Annotated in this window: 19 protein-coding genes; 18 read left to right on the top strand and 1 reads right to left on the bottom strand. The window is 64.6% G+C overall.

All coding sequences use genetic code 11. From position 1 onward, the window contains the following. Positions 1-5: 5 nt before the first annotated feature. From phnY to H8A95_RS18065, 14 genes are all read left to right on the top strand, one after another. A complete protein-coding gene (phnY, locus tag H8A95_RS18130) occupies positions 6-1,454 on the top strand; it encodes a phosphonoacetaldehyde dehydrogenase (protein WP_229184352.1) in 1,449 nt (482 codons plus the stop codon). Positions 1,455-1,543: 89 nt separating this feature from the next. Then, positions 1,544-2,860: an MFS transporter gene (locus H8A95_RS18125; protein ID WP_229184351.1), complete on the top strand. Its 1,317-nt coding sequence runs from the start codon at positions 1,544-1,546 to the stop codon at positions 2,858-2,860. Between the two features lie 380 nt (positions 2,861-3,240). After that, positions 3,241-4,545, top strand: coding sequence for an MFS transporter (locus tag H8A95_RS18120; protein WP_229184350.1), 1,305 nt, complete (start codon positions 3,241-3,243; stop codon positions 4,543-4,545). Between the two features lie 51 nt (positions 4,546-4,596). Then, positions 4,597-5,373 carry a maleate cis-trans isomerase family protein gene (locus tag H8A95_RS18115; protein ID WP_229184349.1) on the top strand — a complete coding sequence of 259 codons (777 nt, stop codon included), beginning with the start codon at positions 4,597-4,599 and terminating at the stop codon, positions 5,371-5,373. Then, positions 5,370-6,185 (top strand): GntR family transcriptional regulator, encoded by an 816-nt coding sequence (locus H8A95_RS18110; protein WP_229184348.1) that lies wholly within the window; start codon positions 5,370-5,372, stop codon positions 6,183-6,185. The genes H8A95_RS18115 and H8A95_RS18110 overlap by 4 nt, the downstream gene beginning before the upstream one ends. Then, positions 6,182-6,946 (top strand): aspartate/glutamate racemase family protein, encoded by a 765-nt coding sequence (locus tag H8A95_RS18105; RefSeq protein WP_229184347.1) that lies wholly within the window; start codon positions 6,182-6,184, stop codon positions 6,944-6,946. Before H8A95_RS18110 ends, H8A95_RS18105 begins: the two co-directional genes overlap by 4 nt. Continuing rightward, on the top strand, positions 6,946-8,358 hold the full coding sequence (hydA, locus tag H8A95_RS18100) for a dihydropyrimidinase (RefSeq protein WP_229184346.1): 1,413 nt from the start codon (positions 6,946-6,948) through the stop codon (positions 8,356-8,358). Before H8A95_RS18105 ends, hydA begins: the two co-directional genes overlap by 1 nt. A 44-nt stretch (positions 8,359-8,402) precedes the next feature. Continuing rightward, positions 8,403-9,029 carry an alpha/beta fold hydrolase gene (locus H8A95_RS18095; RefSeq protein WP_229184345.1) on the top strand — a complete coding sequence of 209 codons (627 nt, stop codon included), beginning with the start codon at positions 8,403-8,405 and terminating at the stop codon, positions 9,027-9,029. Further along, positions 9,026-9,286: an alpha/beta fold hydrolase gene (locus tag H8A95_RS18090; RefSeq protein WP_229184344.1), complete on the top strand. Its 261-nt coding sequence runs from the start codon at positions 9,026-9,028 to the stop codon at positions 9,284-9,286. The genes H8A95_RS18095 and H8A95_RS18090 overlap by 4 nt, the downstream gene beginning before the upstream one ends. Before the next feature lie 419 nt (positions 9,287-9,705). Next, complete coding sequence (locus tag H8A95_RS18085) at positions 9,706-11,343, top strand: phospholipase C (RefSeq protein ID WP_229184376.1); 1,638 nt, start codon at positions 9,706-9,708, stop codon at positions 11,341-11,343. A 36-nt stretch (positions 11,344-11,379) separates the two neighbouring features. Then, a complete protein-coding gene (locus H8A95_RS18080; RefSeq protein WP_229184343.1) occupies positions 11,380-12,699 on the top strand; it encodes a cytochrome-c peroxidase in 1,320 nt (439 codons plus the stop codon). Between the two features lie 72 nt (positions 12,700-12,771). Further along, complete coding sequence (locus tag H8A95_RS18075) at positions 12,772-13,557, top strand: aldo/keto reductase (RefSeq protein WP_229184342.1); 786 nt, start codon at positions 12,772-12,774, stop codon at positions 13,555-13,557. A 136-nt stretch (positions 13,558-13,693) separates the two neighbouring features. After that, positions 13,694-13,873 (top strand): hypothetical protein, encoded by a 180-nt coding sequence (locus tag H8A95_RS18070; RefSeq protein ID WP_229184341.1) that lies wholly within the window; start codon positions 13,694-13,696, stop codon positions 13,871-13,873. 261 nt (positions 13,874-14,134) lie between these two features. After that, the gene (locus H8A95_RS18065) at positions 14,135-15,043 is read left to right on the top strand and encodes a hypothetical protein (protein ID WP_229184340.1); all 909 of its coding nucleotides are present in this window, start codon (positions 14,135-14,137) and stop codon (positions 15,041-15,043) included. A 13-nt stretch (positions 15,044-15,056) separates the two neighbouring features. Here the strand turns inward: H8A95_RS18065 and H8A95_RS18060 are convergent, their stop codons facing one another. After that, entirely contained in the window at positions 15,057-15,734 is a 678-nt protein-coding gene (locus H8A95_RS18060; protein ID WP_229184375.1) for a DUF599 domain-containing protein, read from the bottom strand. A 116-nt stretch (positions 15,735-15,850) separates the two neighbouring features. Here H8A95_RS18060 and H8A95_RS18055 point away from each other — a divergent pair, with 116 nt between their 5' ends. The 4 genes from H8A95_RS18055 to H8A95_RS18040 form a co-directional block, all read left to right on the top strand. Next, positions 15,851-16,504 (top strand): glutathione S-transferase family protein, encoded by a 654-nt coding sequence (locus H8A95_RS18055; protein ID WP_229184339.1) that lies wholly within the window; start codon positions 15,851-15,853, stop codon positions 16,502-16,504. Between the two features lie 116 nt (positions 16,505-16,620). Beyond that, positions 16,621-16,989 (top strand): YidB family protein, encoded by a 369-nt coding sequence (locus tag H8A95_RS18050; protein WP_163154164.1) that lies wholly within the window; start codon positions 16,621-16,623, stop codon positions 16,987-16,989. Positions 16,990-17,206: 217 nt separating this feature from the next. Next, a complete protein-coding gene (locus tag H8A95_RS18045; protein ID WP_175068379.1) occupies positions 17,207-17,410 on the top strand; it encodes a hypothetical protein in 204 nt (67 codons plus the stop codon). Between the two features lie 152 nt (positions 17,411-17,562). After that, a partial coding sequence (locus H8A95_RS18040) for a hypothetical protein (RefSeq protein ID WP_229184338.1) occupies positions 17,563-18,294 on the top strand: 732 nt, incomplete at its 3' end.

The following is an 18,294-nucleotide window of genomic DNA, read 5'->3' as shown; positions in this document are numbered from 1 at the left end:
CCACCATGAACATCCAGGGCCCGGCCGTTCGCCATGAGCAGATGCGCATCGCAGGCACACTCGTCGACACCGACGAGCATGTCGAGGTCTTCAATCCCTACACCAACAAGGTGGTGGGCACGGTTCCCGCGGCGCGGCCGGAACATGTGCGCAGCGCCTTTGCCAAAGCGGCGGCGTTCAAGCCGAAGCTGACGCGCTACGAGCGCCAGCGTATCCTGCTCCGCACCGCTGAGATTTTGGCGGGCCGCAAGGAGGAGTTCGCGCGGCTGATCACCGCCGAGTCCGGCCTGTGCTGGAAGGACTCGCTCTACGAGGCGGGCCGCGCCTACGACGTCTACTCCTTTGCCGGCCAGCTCGCGATCCAGGACGATGGCGAGACGTTCTCCTGCGATATCAGCCCGCAAGGCAAGGCGCGCAAGATCTTCACGACGCGCACGCCGTTGCTCGGCGCGATCTCGGCGATCACGCCGTTCAACCATCCGCTCAACATGGTGAGCCACAAGATCGCCCCCGCGATCGCCACCAACAACCGCGTGGTGCTGAAGCCGACCGAACTGACGCCGCTGACCGCGCTCGCGCTTGCCGACGTGCTGTACGAGGCCGGGTTGCCGCCCGAGATGCTGTCGGTAGTCACCGGTAATCCGCATTCGATGGGTGACGCGATGATCATCGACCCGGACGCTGATCTTGTGACCTTCACCGGCTCGGTCAGGGTCGGCAAGCACATTGCCACCAAGGCCGGCTACAAGCGCCTGGTGCTCGAGCTCGGCGGCAACGACCCCCTGATCGTGATGGAGGATGCCGATCTGGAGAAGGCGGCGGAGCTTGCGGTCACCGGCGCGACCAAGAATTCCGGCCAGCGCTGCACGGCGGTCAAGCGCATCCTCTGCGTCGAGGCGGTTGCCGACGATTTTGCGGCGCTCGTCCTGAAGAAGGCGCGCACCCTGAAGTGCGGCGATCCGATGGATCCGACGGTCGACGTCGGCACGGTGATCCATGAGGGGGCGGCGAAGGAATTCGAGCGCCGCGTCAACGCTGCCGTCGCCGACGGCGCCGAGCTGCTGCACGGCAACGGCCGCAACGGAGCGCTGTATCCGCCAACGGTGGTCGACCGGATTCCCTACACCAGTGAGCTGGTGATGCAGGAGACCTTCGGGCCTGTGATCCCGATCATCCGCGTACCCAACGACATCGAGAGCGTGATCCGGATCTCGAATTCGACCGCGTTCGGCCTGTCGTCCGGCGTCTGCACCAATCGGCTCGACTACATCACGCGGTTCGTCAACGAGCTCGATGTCGGCACCGTCAACGTGTGGGAAGTGCCGGGCTACCGGATCGAGATGTCGCCGTTCGGCGGGATCAAGGATTCCGGCCTTGGCTACAAGGAAGGCGTGCAGGAGGCGATCAAGAGCTTCACCAACGTCAAGACCTATTCGCTGCCCTGGCCGGTGTAGCGAAGCGCGTCGTCCGAACGAGGGCCGTACGCGAGAACAAGAACAACGCGGCGGCCGACTGCGATCAACCAAACAAAGGGGAGGCCTCAATGTCGATCACGTTCAGTCCGTCGAGCGTCGGCTCGGTCGGAGTCCAGAATCCGGAGCTTGCGACATCGTTCCGCCGCGCGCAGTGGCGGATGCTGTTCGCGGCGATGTTCTGCTATCTGTTCTTCTACACCGGGCGGCAAACCTTCGGCTTCGCCATTCCCGGCATCCAGGCCGAGTTCGGCGTCACCAAGGAGGCGCTGGGCTGGGCCAGCGCGGCGCTCTTGTGGTGCTACGCGGTCGGGCAGGCCATCAACGGCAATCTCGGCGACAAGTTCGGCGGCCGCCGCGTGATGAGCGCGGGCGCGATCCTCTCCTTCATCATGAACTGGGCCACCAGTCTTTCGACCGGGATCGTCAGCCTCACCGCGTTCTGGGGCATCAACGGCTATTTCCAGTCGATGGGATGGGCGCCGGGCAGCCGGTTGCTTTCGAACTGGTGGGGCCGGCACGAGCGCGGCACGGTCTACGGGCTCTACACATTCGCGGCCGGTCTCGCCTCGGTGCTGTCGTTCGTCACCTCGCTGGTGGTGGTCGGCTATTTCCAGCTCGACTGGCGCTGGATCTTCCGCATCCCGGTGGTGCTGCTGCTGCTCGGCGGCATCGCGTTCTATCTGATGGCGCGCGAGAAGCCCGAGGACATGGGCTTTGCCTCGCCGCATGACGAGGCCGATGGGGTCGCCGCAACCGAAGCCGCGGTCGACGCCAACGAGGGCTCGCTCGCGCGCTACAAGGCGGTGCTGTCGAACTGGCGCCTGCTGGTCGCCGGCGTCTCGATCGGCTTCCAGAACGCGGCGCGCTACGGCCTGCTGGTGTGGGTGCCGGTGCACTTCCTCGGCAGCAACTGGGCCAAGGCCGGTGCGACGTCGGCGATCGATCCGCGCTGGATCAGCATCGCGCTGCCGGTCGGCATGGCGGTCGGCGCATTCAGCAATGGCTGGGTCTCGGACAAGGTGTTCGGCTCGCGCCGCTACCTCGCCATCGTGCTCTACATGGTGCTCGCCGCGGTCACCGCGCTGTGCATGTACGCGATCCCGACCTCAGAGATTTATCTCGGGATGACGGTGCTGTTCCTGTGCGGCTTCTTCACGTACGGCCCGCAATCCTCGTTCTGGGCGCTGTGCCCGGATCTGGTCGGCCACAAGCGGGCAGGGACCGCAACCGGGGTGATGAACTCCTTTGCCTATCTGTTCGCAGGTCTCGGCGAGCCCATCATCGGCCATGTCATGGACAAACATAACCAGACGTCGCTGGTGTTCCTCGTCGTCGCGATTTGCGCGACGTCCAGCGCGGTGGTGGCAGCCTTCATCCGCCGCTGACAAGCGATTCCGCATCTGCAGCTTCACGACAGGTCCGCGCTCCCAACGGGAGCGCGGACCGACTCATTTTGGAATAAGCGAACCACCGCTGCTGCGATCGATAGAGCGGCATCGCGGGGCCCCATTCCCTGAAATTGCCAGCCCCGAGCGGGTGACCTGACGCCCAATCCCTCATCACGGGCTGACCAAAATCAATGCAGCTATGATTGAATATCTAGCGATATCAATATGATGAAATAAATTGCATGCAACATGCAAAATGTGCTTGTCGCGTCGGCCGGGTTGAAGCAGACTTCTCGCGGGGCAGGAGAGGCCAGCGACCTTCGAAGACGAGGGTCGCGCCAGGGGCAAAAAACAATCTGCCGGCAGAGGAGCGAGCAATGAGCGATCAGGTGTCCACCATCGCAATGGCAGATACGGCGAAGCCGAGCGGCGTGCGCTGGAAGATCTTCCTGCTGATGCTGTTCCTGATCTCGATCAACTATATCGATCGCGCCTCGCTCTCGGTCGCAATGCCTGTCATCGCCAAGGAGTTCGATATCGATCCGGCGATGCAGGGCCTGATCCTGAGCTCGTTCTTCTGGACCTACGCGCTGATGCAGGTGCCGGGCGGCATGCTCGCCGACCGCTTCAAGCCGCGCATCGTGATCGCAACAGCGACGCTGTTCTGGGGCTTCTTCCAGGCGCTGGCGGCATTGTCGACGAGCTGGATGTTGCTGCTGTTGACCCGGCTCGGGCTCGGGGCGTCCGAAGCGCCGATCTATCCGGCCGGCGGCAAGCTCAACGCGATCTGGATGACGCAGACCGAGCGCGGCCGCGGCGCGACCTTGCTGGACGGCGGTGCGCCGCTTGGCGCCGCGCTCGGCTCGATCGTGATTGCGTGGCTGATGGCGGCGTTCAGCTCCTGGCGCGTGGCCTTTGTCATCGCCGGCGTTGGAACCATGCTGTGCGGGTTGTGGGCCTGGTACTACATCCGCAACGTGCCGCGCGAGCATCCGTCGGTCAACGAAGCCGAGGCGCGCTATCTCGAGGAGGCGCATGCGATCGAGGACGCGGCGACGCCGCCGTCCTCCGGCGCTAGCTGGGTGGCGTATTTCCGCTTCCGCTCGGTCTGGTGCATGTGCCTCGGCTGGATGTTCTTCAACACCACGTTCTACGGGCTGCTGACCTGGATGCCGACCTATCTGTTCAAGGTGCACGGCTTCGACATCAAGGCGCTCGGCGGCGCATCCTTCATCATTTTCTTCTCAGGCTTCGTCGGCGAACTGGTCGGGGGCTGGATCGGCGACGGCTGGCGGGCGCGGGGCGGGACGCCCAACACCGTGTTCCGCACGCTGTTCGGTATCGCTGCGATCATGGCGACCGTCTCGATCTTCCTCGTCGCCTACGTCACCAATGCGGTCGCGGTCGTGGTGCTGCTGTCGACGACGCTGTTCTTCCTGCGCTGGTGCGGCATGTACTGGGCGATCCCGTCGGCGCTGGCCGGCCGCGGCAAGTCCGGTTTCCTCGGCGGTTGCATGAATCTCGGCGGCAACATCGCCGGCGTCACGACGCCCTTGATCGTCGGCTTCATCGTGCAGGCCAACGGCTCGTACTTCCTGGCACTGATGTATTTCGCCGCCGCGGGCATTGCGCTGTTGATCTGCTCGACCCTGATCGATTACAGCCGCAAGCTCCCGGTCTAAACGGAGGCGGCCGAATCCGAAATGGGTTCGGCCGGTTGATGAGGCCAGCGAATGACACGTTTCGTCCGGCTCGGCATGCTGACGCCGTCGTCGAATACCGCACTCGAGCCGATCACCTGCGCAATGCTGGCAGGGATCGGCGACGTCTCGGCGCATTACTCGCGCTTCAAGGTGACGGAGATCGCGCTGTCGGAGGCGGCGCTGCGCCAGTTCGACGCCAGCGAGATCCTGCGTGCGGCAGAATTGCTGGCGCATGCCAAGGTCGATGTCATCGCCTGGAACGGCACTTCAGCCAGCTGGCTCGGCTTCGATCGCGACGAGAGCCTGTGCGAGCAGATTACGGCCGCGACCGGGATCAAGGCCTGCACCACGGTGCTGGCCTATCGCGACCTGCTGCGGCGGATCGGTGCCAAACGCATCGGCCTGGTGACGCCCTATCGCAAGGATGTCCAGGACAAGATCATCGCCAACTGGAGTTCGGAGGGGCTGCATTGCTTCGCCGAGCGGCATTTGTCGTTGCAGGACAATTTCTCCTTTGCCGAGGTCAGCGAGGCTGAGGTCGCACGGCTGGTCGAGGAGGTGGTCCGCGAGGGCTGCGATGCCGCCGTCGTGCTCTGCACCAACATGCGCGGCGCGGGCGCCGCCGAGCGGCTGGAGCGTGGATTTGGCGTGCCGGTGCTGGATTCGATCGCGGTAACGCTGTGGGCGTGTCTCACGGCTGTGGACTGCGATCCGTCGCGTGTCCATGGCTGGGGCAGCCTGTTCACGAACCCCGATCTGCGCGCAGCGACCGCGATCTCCGAATACAACGATGAAGGCGAGCGGTGACTGAAGCCAAGACCCAAGCCAAGACCAAAGCCAAAGCGACCAGGCGTAGCAAGGAACCCAAGCGCGCGATCACGGCGCTGCAACGGCGCCGGCTGCGCGTGCCGCGGGTCGGACTGCACGAGCAGGCGGCGGCGCGGCTGCGCACCATGATCGTGCGTGGCGAGTTGGCGCCCGGACAATCGCTCGGGGAGGCGGACCTGTCCGACGCGCTCGGCGTTTCGCGAACCCCGCTGCGCGAGGCGCTGAAGCAATTGGCGAGCGAAGGCCTGGTCGAGCTCAGGCTCAACCACAGCGCCGTGGTCGCGCCGTTCCGCCGCGCCGAGCTGAACGAGTTGTTCGAGGCCGTCAGCGGCATCGAGCGCTGCGCCGCCGAGCTCGCCGCCTTGCGTATGGAGGACGCCGATTTCGAACGGCTCGAGGCGCTGCAGGACAAGATCGAATGGCATCACGGCCGCGGCGAGCTGCGCGATTATTTCCAGACCAACCAGCTGATCCATTCGGCAATCGTCGGCTTTGCGCGCAACGCGGTGCTGAAGGCGACGCACGAGGCGCTGCTGGCGCGGGCCGAGCGCGCGCGCTTCTTTGCGCTGTCGGTGCTCGGGCGCTGGGATGAATCGGTGCGTGAACACCAGGAGATTCTCGTCGCGCTGCGGGCGCGCGATGCGGCGCGGGCGGGGCAGGTGCTGGCCCACCATGTGCGCCGCACCGGCGAGATCGTGGCCGAGACGCTGGATGGCAAGGGAGATGAGGCTGGAGGGCCGGGCGCAGCTGCGAAGCCGCGCGGCCGCAAGGCGAGGAACGTTGCGTCATGAAGATCCTGCTGCTCAATCCCAACACGACGGCTGGTGTGACCGATCTGCTCCATGCCGCCGGCAGCAAGGTGGCGTCGGCCGACACCGAGCTCGTGCCAGTCACGGCGGCGCGCGGCGTGCCCTATATCGCGACCCGCGCCGAGGCGCAGATCGGCGGCGCGATCGCGCTCGAGATGCTGGCCGAGGCCGGCCCCGGCATCGATGCCGCCATCATCGCCGCGTTCGGCGATCCCGGCCTGTTCGGCGCGCGCGAGCTATTCGCATATCCCGTCGTGGGATTGGCCGAAGCCGCGATGCTCACCGCCTGCATGCTCGGCCGGCGGTTCTCGATCGTGACCTTCGCCGGCGCGCTGGCGCCCTGGTACGAGGAATGCGTCGCGATGCATGGGCTGAGCACGCGCTGCGCCGGCATCCGCACGCTCGATGGCAGCTTCCAGTCGATCTCCGACGTACAGGCCGAGAAGGAGGAACTGCTGGTCGCGCTCGCCAACCAGGCGGTCGCGCAGGACGGCGCCGACGTCGTCATTCTGTCAGGCGCGCCGCTCGCCGGGCTCGCGGCAAAGGTCCGCGACCGGATTCCGGTGCCCGTGGTCGATCCGGTCGCGGCTGCCGTGCGCCAGGCGGAGACGCTTGCCGTGCTGAAGCCGCGCAAGGCGGTGGCCGGTACCTTCCGCCGTCCCGATCCGAAGCCGACGATCGGGCTCGCCGAGCCGCTTGCCGCAATCATCGAACATCGTTCATCGAAAGGGGAGACCGCCTGATGTCCTTCGACACCATCATCCGCGGCGGCACCGTGGTCACCGCTGCCGACACCTTTGCCTGCGACGTCGGAATCCGTGACGGCAAGATCACCGCGCTCGGTCACGATCTCGGCGATGCGGCTATCATCATCGACGCCACCGACCGGCTGGTGCTGCCCGGCGGCATCGACAGCCACGTCCATTTTGCCCAGCCGTCGGGCGACGGCATCGTGATGGCCGATGGCTTTGCCAGCGGCACCCGCTCGGCGGCGTTCGGCGGCAACACCACCGTGCTGCCGTTCTGCCTGCAGGAGAAGGGTCAGACGCTGCGCGAGGCGCTGAAGCACTATCATTCGCTGGCCGAAGGCGAATGCCATGTCGACGTCGCCTTCCATCTGATCGTCACCGATCCGACCGAGCATGTCTTGGGCCAGGAGCTGCCGGCGCTGGTCGAAGACGGTTACACCTCGCTGAAGGTCTTCATGACCTATGAGGGGCTGGCGCTGTCGGATCGCGAACTGCTCGAGACCATGTCGGTCGCGCGCGAGACCGGCGCCATGCTGATGGTGCATGCGGAGAACTTCGATGCGATCCGCTTCCTCACCGACCGGCTGGAACGCGCCGGCAACACCGCGCCGCGCTTCCATGCCACCTCGCGACCGATCCCGGTCGAGCGCGAGGCCACCCATCGCGCCATCTCGCTGTCGGAGCTTGTCGACGTGCCGATCATGATCGTGCATGTCTCGAACCGCGAGGCGATGGACGAAATCCGGCGCGCCCAGCAGCGGGGCTTGCGGGTGATGGGCGAAACCTGTCCGCAATATCTGATGCTGACCGAGAAGGATCTCGATCAGCTCAACATGGAAGGCGCGAAATACGTCTGCTCGCCGCCGCCGCGCGACGTCGCCAGCCAGCAGGCGTGCTGGGAAGGCTTGCAGCAGAAAGTGTTCTCGGTGTTCTCGTCGGACCACTGCCCGTTTCGCTACGACGATCCGAAGGGAAAGCTCGCGCCGAAGGGCCGCACCAGCTTCCGCTGGGTGCCGAACGGAATCCCCGGCGTGGCGACGCGGCTGCCGATCCTGTTCTCCGAAGGCGTGGTGAAGGGGCGTATCGACCTCAACAGCTTCGTCGCGTTCAGCGCTACCAACCACGCCAAGATCTACGGTCTCTATCCACGCAAGGGCACGATCGCGGTCGGCTCCGATGCCGACATCGCGCTGTGGGATCCGAAGCGCAAGGTGACGATCCGCCACGAACTGATCCATGACGGCTCGGACTACACGCCCTATGAAGGGCTCGAGGTCACGGGCTGGCCGGTGCTGACCATGGTGCGCGGCAAGGTGGTCGTCGACGACGGCGCCCTTGTCGGCAGCAAGGAGCACGGCACATATCTGCCGCGCGCCAAACCTCCGGTAGGGGCGACGGTCCCGTAACACGCCAAGGAAGTAACCGCAAAGCAAGAAGGCTGGAGACCACCATGCCCTACGCGACAACAGATGATGGTGTGCGGCTCTATTTCGAGGAGACCGGATCGGGCCATCCGGTGATCCTGGTCCATGAGTTCGCCGGCGATTTGCGCAGCTACGAGGCGCAGATGCGGCACTTCGGCAAGCGCTTCCGGACCATTGCCTACAATGCGCGCGGCTTTCCGCCGTCCGATGTGCCGGAGCAGGTCTCGTCCTATTCGCAGGCGCGTGCCGCTGACGACATCCTGGCGGTGCTCGATCACATCGGTGCGCCGAAGGCGCATATCGTCGGCCTGTCGATGGGCGGCTTTGCGACGTTGCATTTCGGATTGCGCCACCCGACGCGGGCGCTGTCGCTGTGCATCGGCGGCTGCGGCTATGGCGCTGAGCTCGACAAGCGCGAGACGTTTCGCGCCGAGGCCGACGTGATCGCGGGCATGATCCTTAAAGAAGGCATGCCGACCTTCGCCGAGCGGTACGCATACGGGCCGACGCGCGTGCAGTACGAGAACAAGGATCCGCGCGGTCACGCCGAGTTCAAGCGCATGCTGGCCGAGCATTCGGCGGTCGGATCGGCCAACACCCAGCAGGGCGTGCAGAAGGAGCGGCCCTCGCTCTACACGCTGGTCGAGAGATGAAGCGCATCAATGTGCCGACGCTGATCATCACCGGTGACGAGGACTGGCCGTGTCTGTTGCCGGGCATCCTGATGAAGCAGAGCATCCCGTCGGCCGCGCTTGCGGTGCTGCCGAACTGCGGCCATGCCATCAACATCGAGGAGCCCGACGAATACAACCGGATCGTCGGAGATTTTCTTGCGCAGGTGGAGAGCGGCCGCTGGCCGCAGCGCGATCCACGGGCGGTCAGCGCCTCGATCACGGGAATGAAGGGCTAGCTTCACAGACCGCCGCACCGCGTCGAGCACGGAATCATTTTGACGGCAGGCAGCGGCGGCTTCGATTGGCGAGCCAGTTGGTCGCACGGCTGCCGGCAATCGTCGTCACGCAAGCGATTCCGTTGATCTTCGCGTCTCACCGGCCGAAACGGACTCCGCGCCTCGCACATGAAGCGATCGAACAGCCGCGTGTGCACGCGAGTTGATCGGCTCGATCTCTGTTGCAACCGATGCACAAACGCGCACGCCATTCGTCGCCGCGTTGATTGGTGATTGCACAAGACTGACACAGACCTGTCACCCGCGGTGACTAACTTGTCGCAGGTCGACGTCACAAATCTGTAAAATCAAGGGGCACTACGGTGAAAGCCAAATTTCTTTCGACGGTCGGAGTCTGTCTGATCGCCGCGACTGCGGTTATGTACGGCGCCGCGGCTCAGGACGACAATCGCGGCGATGATCATCATCCGCACCACATCCACACCGCAACGCCGATCAAGCATCTCGTCGTCATCTTCAACGAGAACCGCTCGTTCGATCATTATTTTGCAACGTATCCGAACGCCGCCAACCCGACCGGCTCGATTCCGTTCACTGCGAAGCCGCATACGCCGAAGGTCAACAACCTCGCCAACGCCAATCTGCTGACCAACAACCCGAACCTCAATCCGGCCAACGGCACGGGTGCGACCAATCCGTTCCGCCTCGACCGCACCCAGGCCAACACGCGCTCGCAGAACCACGCCTACACGCCCGAGCAGCAGGCGGTTGACAACGGCAAGGAAGATCTGTTCCCGAAATTCACGGGTCGCGGCACCGCCGGCGGCGTCGGCGCCTTCGGCAACAACGGGCAGGTGATGGGCTATTTCGACGGCAACACCGTCACCGCGTTCTGGAATTACGCCCAGAACTTCGCGATGAGCGACAATAACTGGACCGACACCTTTGGTCCGTCGACGCCCGGCGCGCTCGAGGTGATCTCCGGCCAGACCAACGGCGCGCAGAACATCATCGGCACGTCAGCCTCGATCGCCGATGGCCAGGGCGGCCTGACGCTGATCGGCGACACCGACCCCGCTTATGACTCCTGCTCGAGCGCGACCAGCCAGGTCCTGATGACCAGCAAGAACATCGGCGACCTGCTCAATGCCGAGCACATCAGCTGGGGCAGCTTCATGGGCGGCTTCGATCTGACGCTCAAGAACACCAACGGCACCACCAACTGTGCCCGCAGCACCTTCTCGAGCAACGTCAACGGCACCATCGTGGACTACATCCCGCACCACGCCTGGTTCCAGTACTACAAGTCGACCGCGAACCCGACCCATGCGCGGCCGAGCTCGGTCGACGCGATCGGCCACACCTACGTTCCCGGCGGCAAGACGGTCGATCCGGCCAATCACGCCTACGACCTCGAGGATTTCTACGCGTCGGTGAAAGCCGGCAACTTCCCGGCCGTCTCCTACATCAAGATGCCGGCCTATCAGGACGGTCATCCCGGCAACTCCGATCCGCTCGACGAGCAGGCGGGCAATGTCGAGCTGATCAACTTCCTGCAGAAGCAGAAGGAGTGGGGCGAGACCGCTGTCATCATCACCTATGACGACTCCGACGGCTGGTACGACCACCAGTACATTGCGCCGACCAGCGCTTCGTATGATCCGACCGCCGATCAGGTCAACGGTCCCGGCCAGTGCGGCCTCGGTATCGGCAAGCAGACGCAACCGAAGGGCCTCAATGGCCAGCCGGTGAACGGCCGCTGCGGACCCGGCACGCGCACCCCGTTCCTGGTGATCTCGCCCTTCGCCAAGAAGAACTTCGTCAGCCACACCCGCATCTCGCAGGCGTCGGTCGTGCGCTTCATCGAAGACAACTGGCTGCACGGCCAGCGTCTCGGCGGCGGCTCGTTTGACGCCAGCGTCGAATCGATCGTGGACCTGTTCGACTTCGACCATGGTCACGATCGCGACGATGACGATCGGCAGAACAAGCTGTTCCTCGATCCGACGGCCGGCACGGTTATCGTCAGCCCGTCTGACGATCATCACCATCACTAGCGCTCTGGGATAACTGGACGACATATGAACGGCCGCATGTTGTGGCTTCTCGGCGCCGGCCTGCTCTGCATGGCCGGCGCCGTTGCGGCTGTCGAGACGCAAGGGCTCCCGGGGACCAATCCGAACCCGGTGCAGCTCCGGCGTCCGCCGGTCGCTCCGCTGTCCGGCATGGCCCAGCTCGGCCAGAAGATATTCTTCGACGCGTCGCTGTCCTCGTCGGGCGCCTTGTCGTGCGCCTCCTGTCATAGCCCCGACCTCGCCTACGGTCCGCCCAATGATGCGGCGGTGATGCTCGGCGGACCCGCGCAATCCCGACAAGGGACGCGCGCGGTGCCGGGCCTGACCTATCACGAGCGCCAGCCGAATTTCAGCATCGGGCCCGAGAAGGACGAGGACGACACCGTCGTCGACTTCGCGCAACTGGCCGCAGCAGGCCAGCAGGCCGCGCGCGCCAGGAAGGTCGCGACCGGCACGGCTGCGTCTGCGGTCAACATCGTGCCGCAGGGCGGACTGTTCTGGGACGGTCGCGCCGATACGCTGCAGGACCAGGCGATCTTCCCGCTGCTCGATCCCAATGAGATGGACGGCGGCAGCGTCGAGGTGGTGGCGCAGAAGCTGCGTCAGGCGAGCTATGCGCCGCGCTTTGCCGAACTGTTCGGCGCCGGCGTTTTCGACAATACGCGGCTGCTGATCTCGGAAGCGATGTTCGCGGTCGCGCGCTATCAAGTGGAGGAGCCGAGCTTCCATCCCTACAACAGCAAGTTCGACTACTGGCTCGAAGGCAAGGCGCGGCTGAGCGAGAGCGAGCTGCGCGGCCTGCAATTGTTCAACGATCCGGACAAGGCCAATTGCGGCGGCTGCCATACGTCGGCGCCGACCCGTGACGGCCTGCCGCCGCTGTTCACCGACCACCAGTATGAGGCGCTCGGCGCGCCACGCAACGCCGCACTCGGCAACAATCGCGATCCCGATTATTTCGATCTCGGGGTTTGCGGCCCGTATCGCACCGATGTTGCCGAGCAGACGCAATATTGCGGGATGTTTCTGACGCCGAGCTTGCGCAATACGGCAACGCGCCGCGTATTCTTCCACAATGGCGTCTTCACGAGCCTTGAGCAGGTGCTCGATTTCTATAACTTCCGCGATACCAATCCGGATAAGGTGTACCCGCGCGCGGCCAACGGAACGGTGCGGAAATACGACGATCTGCCGGAGAAATATCACGGCAATGTCGACGTCAGCGATCCGCCCTTCGAGCGCCATCCGGGCGACACGCCCGCGATGACGGCGAAGGATGAAGCCGACATCATCGCCTTCCTGAAAACGTTGACCGACGGCTACCAGCCCGAGCGGTGAGCCGTCGCCATCGTCCGTTGCGGAACCGATACGTGAGTTGGCAGGTCTTCGTCATGCGCGCATAATGGCCGCATGAATGTCGTCGAAGGCAACGGTGCCAAAATCCCAGCGATCGGCCTCGGCACATGGGAACTGCGCGGGCGGACCTGCGCTCGTATCGTCGAGCAGGCGCTGCGGCTCGGTTACCGGCACGTCGACACCGCGCAGATTTACGACAATGAGCGCGAGGTGGGCGAGGGGCTGCGCGCATCCGGCGTCAAGCGCGACGATGTGTTCGTCACCACCAAGGTCTGGACCACGCACTTCATGGCGAAGGATCTCGAACGGTCCGCGAAGGAGAGCTTGGCGCGGCTGCGCATGACCGAGGTTGATCTGTTGCTGCTGCACTGGCCCAATCCGCAGGTGCCGCTCGCCGAGACGCTCGGTGCGCTGGCGCGGGTCAGGCAGGCGGGACTGGCGCGGCACATCGGCGTCTCGAACTTCAGCGTCGCACTGATCGAGGAGGCGGTGGCGACGTGTCCCGAGCCGCTCGCCTGTGACCAGGTCGAGTACCATCCTTATCTGGACCAGGCCGATGTGATCGAGGCCTGCGCACGCCAAGGCATGGCGTTCGTCGCCTACGGCCCGATCGCGAAGGGGCGGGTGAAGGGCGACCGTGCGCTGGCGCGGATCGGCGACCGCTATCGCAAGACGGCTGCCCAGGTCTGCCTGCGCTGGCTGGTGCAACAGAATGTGGCCGCGATCCCGCGCACCTCGAAGCTCGAGCGTCTCCAGGAAAATATCGACATCTTCGATTTCGAGCTGTCGGATCAGGACATGCGCGAGATTTCCGCGATGGGCGGCGCGGCAGCCGGCTGAGGTTTCGAGCCCACAAATGCTATCTCTGGCTGCAGCCGGTTCAAAATACCTTGACTTCGATTTCCGTATCCGTTCGCCTTATGGCGGCCGAGCCCTCGTTCGGTTTTCCGGCCATATTTTTTAAAGGGAGATTTGTATGAGAATCATAGTCCTCGCGTTGAGCATTCTGTTCGCCGGCGCCATCACCACGCCGCTGTTCGTATCCGATGCGTATGCGCAGCAGAATCCGCCGAAGGCCGGTGCCAAGAAGGCCGGGCAAACCGCCGGGCAAACCAACAACCGCCCCTGCCGGTCACGCAATCGCGCGTGCTATTGAGGCGTTGCGGTGACGGTCACCACCTGTCACCGCAGTTTCGCCCGCGCGTCGTTTCCCCCTGGCGCGAAGCTTAAATGGTTGCGATGGACGGCGGACCCATCCTTTGCGCGTCACCGGACGGTGATCCCATGTGATAACGGACTGTTGCGGATCGGCCATCACAGCCGGACCGATCCGGCTTCAGGTAGAATGGGATTGAGGCCGCTCCAGATTGCCCGCTATGGTGCCGGGCAGGGGAGCATCACGACGTGATCGAGTGGGATGAAGTTTCGGCCAAACGCGGATCTGATGGCGTCGGTGTTCGTGCACCTGATGCTGCTCGCGCTGATTTTCCTGTATTCGGAGGTCCATCAGTTCGATCCCGTCGCCGCTGACACGGTGCCGGTCGAGATCGTGACGCCGCAGGAGGTCGCCAAGACCGAGATCAAGACCGAGCCTGATCCGGTGCCGAGCCCGTCGCCGACCCCCGAGCTGCAGCTGCCGTCGCTCGACAAGCCGGTGGACGCAGCCAAGCCCGAATCGTCGGCGCGGGCACCGGCACCGAAGCCGCAGCAGACCGCGCCGGAGCCTCAGCAGAAGCAGGCGACGCCCCCGACGCCCAAGCCGAGCCCGGCTCCGCAACATGCCGCGGCTGAACCGCCGCCGGCAACGCCAGCACCTCAGACGCCGCCGATGCCCCAGCCGGTGGAGCAGCAACCGGCGCCGTCACAGCCCGCCTACGCGAAGCCCGAGCCTGATCTTTCCGTCAAATACAATGTCATGCTCGGCCTGCCGCCCGACATCTCCGTGAAGCCGCCCGCCGACGCGCCGTCCGGTCCCGGTCCCGGCAAGGACAACTTCGACGCCGCGGCCACCGAACAGGCCGATGTCGGCTCCAGCGTGGCCGCCGAATTCCGACGCCACCTGAAGACCTGCATGAAACTCCCGGCGACGGTGAGCACGAGCGACGATGTCAGGATCAAGCTCCGGGTGTTCCTGAAGCCCGACGGCAAGCTCGCCTCGCCGCCGCTGTTGATCGAGGCCACCGCATCGCAAAAGGGGCCGCTGCTGCTGAAAAGCGCGACCGAGGCGCTGCAGGCCTGCCAGCCCTATGCAATGCTGCCGCGGGACCGCTACGGCGAATGGAAGGTGCTCGATCTCGATTTCAGCCCGCGCGATTTCGCGTCGTGAGCCAGAACGAGCGTCAGCTTCCCATCGCCTGCCAGGCGTTCGAGGCGAACTGCCGGCGCCAGATCACGATCACGACGGCGGCGGTGGTGATGAACAGCACCCAGGGGCTGACGAACCAGCCGAGATAGCCGAGCGCGAAGAAGAACGCGCGCTGACCGCGGTTGAAGTGCCGGCCCGCGGTCTCGAACAGCCGGGTGGTGCGGATGACATGGGCCTCAGCCTCCGGCGTGTCGCGCTGGCCGGCCGGCGGCATCGCGCCGAACAGGATCGCGACATAGTTGAATAGGCGATAGGCCCAGGCGAATTTGAAGAAGGTGTAGATGAAGATCAGGATCAACCCGATGCACTTGACCTCCCACAGAGCAGGCGAGGGCGTGAGGTTGACCGGCAGCGCACCGAGCACGGCGAGCGCGTCATTGGTGGCGCGCAGCAGCGCCAGTGCGCCACCAATCGCGATCAGGCTGGTGGAGGCAAAGAATGCGGTGCCGTTCTGCAAGCTGGCCATGATCTGCATGTCGACCATCCGCGCATCGCGGTTGAGCAGATTCCTCACCCAGATTTCGCGGTAGACATGCATGCGCGCCGACAGGCTGTCGCGCCCATAGGCGGTGTGCTCCAGCGTGATGGCGTAGACCAGCCACTCCAGCGCAAAGAAGCCGACGGCCAGGATGTCGACCCAATAGCCGGTCATGGTGCCTTCCTTCGTGAACGCGCGGCTGCCGGTCCGCGCCGCATCCTGCGTCATGTACAGGTTGAACGCGTGCAATGCACTATGGCAAACTGGCGTGACAACAGGATTCCCGGACCATGCTCAAGCTCGTCATCGGCAACAAGAACTATTCGTCATGGTCGATGCGGCCCTGGCTGGCGCTGCGCGCCAACAACATCCCGTTCGAGGAAATCTTCGTTCCGCTCTATACCGATCAGGCCGACAAGGATCGCATCCTCTCTTTCAGCAAGGCGGGCAAGGTGCCGACGCTGATCGACGGCGACGTCACGGTGTGGGATTCGCTTGCGATCATCGAATACCTCGCCGAGAAGTTTCCCGAGGCCAAGCTGTGGCCCTCGGATCGCGCCGCGCGTGCACATGCGCGCGCGATCTCGGCGGAGATGCACTCGGGCTTCGTGCCGCTGCGAAGCGAATGCGGCATGAACCTGCACCGGCCGATCGGCGCCATCGCACTGTCGGACGATGCGCGGGCCAATGTGGCGCGGATCGAGGATATCTGGGCCGAATGCTACGCGCGTTACGGCAAGCAGGGCCCGTTCCTCTTCGGCACCTTCTCCGGCGCGGACGCGATGTACGCTCCCGTGGTGCATCGCTTCCGCACCTACGCGATCCCGGTGAGGGCCGAGGCGCAGCATTATGTCGATGCCATGATGCAGCTTCCGGCGTTCCAGGAATGGACCCGCGACGGCGTTGCCGAGACGCTGCGGATCGCCCGATTCGAGGAGGTCTGACGGTTCTTGCGCTTCCGATTTGTGACAGGGCCCGAAAAGATCGCAGCTTGACGTCGCGGGGCCGAAAGCGTCGAATCCGAAAAGCCGGTTTTGCAAGTCGTGAAAGGACTTAGACCATGGGTATTCTGGATTCCCTGGAGAATTCACCCGAGCTGAAGGGCATGCTTGGCCAGCTCGGCGCGGCGGTGATTCCCGCTGTGCTCGGCGAGGTGATGGGCAATGGCGGGCAGGGCGGCTTGTCCGCGATCGTTGCCAAGCTCGAGCAGGCCGGGCTCGGCGATCAGGTCAAATCCTGGATCGGCACCGGCCAGAACCTGCCGATCACGGCCGAGCAGCTCCAGCAGGTGCTGGGCAGCGACACGGTCAGGCAGCTCGCCGCCAGGTTCAATATTCCGGTCGACCAGCTCTCCAAGGTGCTCGCCCAGCAGCTTCCGGCTGCGGTCGATGGCGCGAGCCCCAACGGCAAGCTGCCGCATACCGCCTGAGCAGGTGGAACCGGGTTCCCACCGGGGTCCGCGGGCAATTTCCGGCTGGCACGTAAATTGCTGCCTATCGCCCTGAAAAACCTGCAAAAATTGTACCTTGGCCATGCCCCAATCTTGCTGGATTTGGGGCGGTGCGATGTGCTAGCTTGCCGCAGGGTTCTCAAAATGCCGGCCAGAGCTATCGGGACTGTCAGCTCGGCCAGCAATCTCTAAGAAAATGGAGAGGGCGTTGAAGCATAAGTACTCGATTGGCGAAGTCGTCTATTTCACGGCCAGCAACGTGGCGCGCCCCGCTGCGAGCGGTACCTATCAGGTGATCCGCCTGCTGCCGACCGACGGTGATGACTGCCAATATCGCATCAAGAGCTCGACCGAAGCTTTCGAACGGGTGGCCAAGGAGAGCCAGCTCGCGCTGTCCTGAGGAGTTGTGCGCAAGCCGGTGGCTGAAGCGGGTTCCGCGCTGTCGCCGTCAAAAGGCCCTGTTCGCAGACCCATTGTGCTGAAGGTTGGACGTCGGGATGGCGGCGTTCGCCGCCGCCGATTGTGCTTACGCTGCGTTGAGGGACATCGCGCATGAATTGGGCTTCCTCGCTGGATCAGATCTGGCGCTCACCGACCTTCCCGATGTGGCTGACGCTGGCCGCGGCAGGATTTTTTGGGATTGTCGTTCTCGTCACGCTGCTGCGTGCGGAAAAATCCGTCGCCAACGGGGCGCTGACCGTCATTACGCTGCTGTCGATCGCGGTTGCGGTTGCTGCGACGATCCGCGGCTTCGGGCCGGGCGGGCAGGCCTCGCCGGCCGAGACGCGGACGGCGCAATTGACTGGCCAGACCGTGCCGGCGCTGGCCTGTGTCGACGACCTCGCCGGAGATGCCGTTCTCAATGCCTGCGAAAAGGTACTGTTCGGTTCATCGGATACCGCCGCTGCGGCGGTGAGCTACGCCGCGGCACAGATTTCGCGGCTGACCGCACTGGGCGACCTCGCCGCCGCGGAGCGCAATTCGACCACCGAGTTGCAGGCGCTGCGCCGCGCCATCGAGCATGACCGGTACGGCCTCGTCGCCTATGCGCTGATGGCGCGTGACCATTGCACACCGACCGCGTGCCCTGCGTTCCGCTCGCTCGGCGACAACCACCAGATCATCGCCAACATGAACGAGCGGACCTACGAGAACCTGATCACGCGCTACGCGGCGGCCTGGAACGTGCCGGTCGGCGCCCAGCCGTCGGCCGCCGGTTTGGTTGCGGCGCTGCCGCCGTCGATGCCCACGGGCAAGCCGACCAATGCCGAGTTTCCGAGCGCG

It is taken from the genome of Bradyrhizobium oropedii, from assembly GCF_020889685.1.
Classification (GTDB): Bacteria; Pseudomonadota; Alphaproteobacteria; order Rhizobiales; family Xanthobacteraceae; genus Bradyrhizobium; species Bradyrhizobium oropedii.
Note: the sequence above shows the minus strand (reverse complement) of the source record. Positions and strands in the feature narration are given on the sequence as shown.

Coding starts and splice junctions, on each gene's coding strand:
- H8A95_RS18080 (WP_229184343.1), top strand. CDS start 11,380: ATGTTGTGGCTTCTCGGCGCCGGCCTGCTCTGCATGGCCGGCGCCGTT.
- H8A95_RS18120 (WP_229184350.1), top strand. CDS start 3,241: ATGAGCGATCAGGTGTCCACCATCGCAATGGCAGATACGGCGAAGCCG.
- H8A95_RS18085 (WP_229184376.1), top strand. CDS start 9,706: ATGTACGGCGCCGCGGCTCAGGACGACAATCGCGGCGATGATCATCAT.
- H8A95_RS18075 (WP_229184342.1), top strand. CDS start 12,772: ATGAATGTCGTCGAAGGCAACGGTGCCAAAATCCCAGCGATCGGCCTC.
- H8A95_RS18065 (WP_229184340.1), top strand. CDS start 14,135: ATGAAGTTTCGGCCAAACGCGGATCTGATGGCGTCGGTGTTCGTGCAC.
- H8A95_RS18095 (WP_229184345.1), top strand. CDS start 8,403: ATGCCCTACGCGACAACAGATGATGGTGTGCGGCTCTATTTCGAGGAG.
- H8A95_RS18125 (WP_229184351.1), top strand. CDS start 1,544: ATGTCGATCACGTTCAGTCCGTCGAGCGTCGGCTCGGTCGGAGTCCAG.
- H8A95_RS18060 (WP_229184375.1), bottom strand. CDS start 15,734: ATGACCGGCTATTGGGTCGACATCCTGGCCGTCGGCTTCTTTGCGCTG.
- hydA (WP_229184346.1), top strand. CDS start 6,946: ATGTCCTTCGACACCATCATCCGCGGCGGCACCGTGGTCACCGCTGCC.
- H8A95_RS18090 (WP_229184344.1), top strand. CDS start 9,026: ATGAAGCGCATCAATGTGCCGACGCTGATCATCACCGGTGACGAGGAC.
- H8A95_RS18050 (WP_163154164.1), top strand. CDS start 16,621: ATGGGTATTCTGGATTCCCTGGAGAATTCACCCGAGCTGAAGGGCATG.
- H8A95_RS18045 (WP_175068379.1), top strand. CDS start 17,207: ATGGAGAGGGCGTTGAAGCATAAGTACTCGATTGGCGAAGTCGTCTAT.
- H8A95_RS18055 (WP_229184339.1), top strand. CDS start 15,851: ATGCTCAAGCTCGTCATCGGCAACAAGAACTATTCGTCATGGTCGATG.
- H8A95_RS18105 (WP_229184347.1), top strand. CDS start 6,182: ATGAAGATCCTGCTGCTCAATCCCAACACGACGGCTGGTGTGACCGAT.
- H8A95_RS18115 (WP_229184349.1), top strand. CDS start 4,597: ATGACACGTTTCGTCCGGCTCGGCATGCTGACGCCGTCGTCGAATACC.
- phnY (WP_229184352.1), top strand. CDS start 6: ATGAACATCCAGGGCCCGGCCGTTCGCCATGAGCAGATGCGCATCGCA.
- H8A95_RS18070 (WP_229184341.1), top strand. CDS start 13,694: ATGAGAATCATAGTCCTCGCGTTGAGCATTCTGTTCGCCGGCGCCATC.